Consider the following 2,286-nt stretch of genomic DNA (forward strand, 5'->3'; position numbering starts at 1 on the left):
TGGTTTTCTAAATCGTATTGGTAATATTGGTTTTCGCCATTAGGCAGCTGGCGGTAGATCAGGTTGCCCAAGGCGTCGTAGGTGTATTCGATGCCGTTGTATTCTTTGAGGCGGTTGCCGCTGACAGGGTTAGGGTTGGCAGGTGATTTCAGACGACCTTGAGTTTTGGGGTCGTCTGAAATCGGCGCGGTCGTTTTGCCCTCTCCCACGGGAGAGGGAGTGGATGTTGGGATGTCGAGGATGTTGTGGGCGGGGTCGAAGGCGAAGGTTTCGCTGCGGCCGGTTTGGTTGTTGCGGGCTTCTTGAATCCGTCCGATTTTGTCGTAAATGTAGTCGTAGGCGTAGCGGCGGTTGAACACGTTACAACAAAGGTCGTCTGAAAGTTGTGTTTCAGACGACCTTGATACTGAGTAGTAATCGGATTATTAAAGAACCAATATTTCAGACGACCTTAAAGAAAGTATTGAGGTCGTCTGAAAAATGTCTGCACTGCGCGTACCTTACGTTGGGAATGGAGATTTTATACAAGATACGAATTACTAATTTCTAAGTTAAATATTTAATGTGCCCATCTGGATATTTTCCCTCCCATTTATAAGGAAAATAATTTTCTTTATAACAATTGATTATTGACTCAATAAAATAATCGACCTTATCAAAAGCATAGTATTTTATAAGTAACTCTATATCGCGCATTACCTCATCCATAAAATAAACATAAATATTATTTTCTGCATCTAAATTATCAATTCTTTTACTCAATAAGGTGAATATTTTTTCAATAGCTATACTTATCTTTTCTCTACCACTCGAGGAAAAGTATACTTTATTAATATTCCTCATATACATATCTTTTAATCTACCATAATAATTTTCATCAAGTAAATTTTCAACCTTGTATTCTTTAGTATTTTTTTCTAAATCCAAATTTAGAAAGATTTTTTCAACATACCCTATATTCTCTACATTTATAGGCGCGTCTTCTCTACTAGGAAGCTCCTTTATTTTATTTAAAAAATATGTAAGTATTTGATCTTTCCCATCAAGCAAAACTTCCATTTCTTTGATTAAGCTAGATTGATTATCTGGAATTAATTTTACAAATAAATCAATCAACTCAGTTCTTCCTTGAATGTCAATATCCGAATCATTAATGCTTCTAAATATTAAATCCTGTGCCTTACCTATTTCATTTACTTTAATATATTTTTTTATTAGTTCTATCTTTTTCATTTCAACACTTCCTTGATGATTTAATATAGCGAGACCATGTAGTAGGTTTTAATTTAGTTGGTTTTCCTTTACTTGTTGCATATAGAGGCATCTTCTTAATTCTCAAAGCCCTATCTAAACTTCTTTGTAAATTTTCTACAGCTCTAACTTTATCAGCTCTAGTGGTATATTTAGCATTAATATAATCTAATTCCGCCTCAACAGCTTTGTTATACCAGCTATGATAGCCTCTATGGTAAGAAGTATATTTATTTGCCTTATTCGGAAGCATAATTCCATTTGACGCAGAGTTCATCTTAAACCCAATATCTTTCAACAGCGGATGATCTGTCAACTCTTCTGGAATAAGATGATGTGCTTGTTTTCCTGACCATTTTTTCTTTCCTGTTAGATTCCTACCTAAAATTTTCGAGTTTTTATTACGCCTTGCTAATCCAAAAACATCAACCCAATCCTGCACATTTGGTGCAAACTGATACAAGTTATCCCCACCCAACAACCGAATCGGATCCTGATTCACAAACCGACCGGCCTCGGGTTCGTAATAGCGCATCAGGTTGTAATGCAGCCCTGTCTCTTCATCGTAATACTGGTTTTGCAATCTGAACGGCTGATGCGCATCCTTATAAACCCGCCCGTCCTTTTTCAGACGACCCCAGGCGGTGTATTCGCCGTACCACAACAGATTGCCGTTGATGTCGGTCATCTCGCGCGGTATGCCGATTTGGTCGTTGTGGAAATAGCTGAGGTATTGTTTGCCGTCTTTGGCGTTGTCAAAGATTTGCGCCAGCGGTTCGTAGCTGTCTTGGTCGGTGTAGATATAGGTATAGCTGCCTTTGTAGGTGTACTCCTGAAGTAATCGCGTTCCGTCCCAGACGAAGTGGGTGCGTTTCGGTTCGGTGCTCGTCCAAACGAGTTTGTCTTGGCGTTCTTTGGAGAGGCGTCTTCCGAACGGGTCGTAGGCGTAGGTCCAGATCTCGGTATTGCCGGCGGGCTTTTTGATTTCGGCGCGGACGAGTTGGTTTTCTAAATCGTATTGGTAATATTGGTTTT

Annotated in this window: 2 protein-coding genes and 1 pseudogene; all 3 read right to left on the reverse strand. The window is 39.3% G+C overall.

Annotation, left to right across the window (positions count from 1 at the left end):
* Positions 1-359 (reverse strand): annotated as a pseudogene (locus tag HMPREF3050_RS15070) (hypothetical protein); the annotation flags it as partial.
* Positions 360-546: 187 nt separating this feature from the next.
* Positions 547-1,233: a hypothetical protein gene (locus HMPREF3050_RS12750; protein WP_070775052.1), complete on the reverse strand. Its 687-nt coding sequence runs from the start codon at positions 1,231-1,233 to the stop codon at positions 547-549.
* 1 nt (position 1,234) lies between these two features.
* Positions 1,235-2,286: RHS repeat-associated core domain-containing protein (locus HMPREF3050_RS13965; RefSeq protein WP_210399939.1), on the reverse strand; the 1,052-nt coding region annotated here is incomplete at its 5' end.

Origin of the sequence: Neisseria sp. HMSC065D04, from assembly GCF_001815675.1 — a bacterium.
In the GTDB taxonomy this organism is placed as follows: Bacteria; Pseudomonadota; Gammaproteobacteria; order Burkholderiales; family Neisseriaceae; genus Neisseria.

Bases quoted from the DNA above. Each gene is read 5' to 3' on its own strand.
- HMPREF3050_RS12750 (WP_070775052.1), bottom strand. From the start codon at position 1,233: ATGAAAAAGATAGAACTAATAAAAAAATATATTAAAGTAAATGAAATA.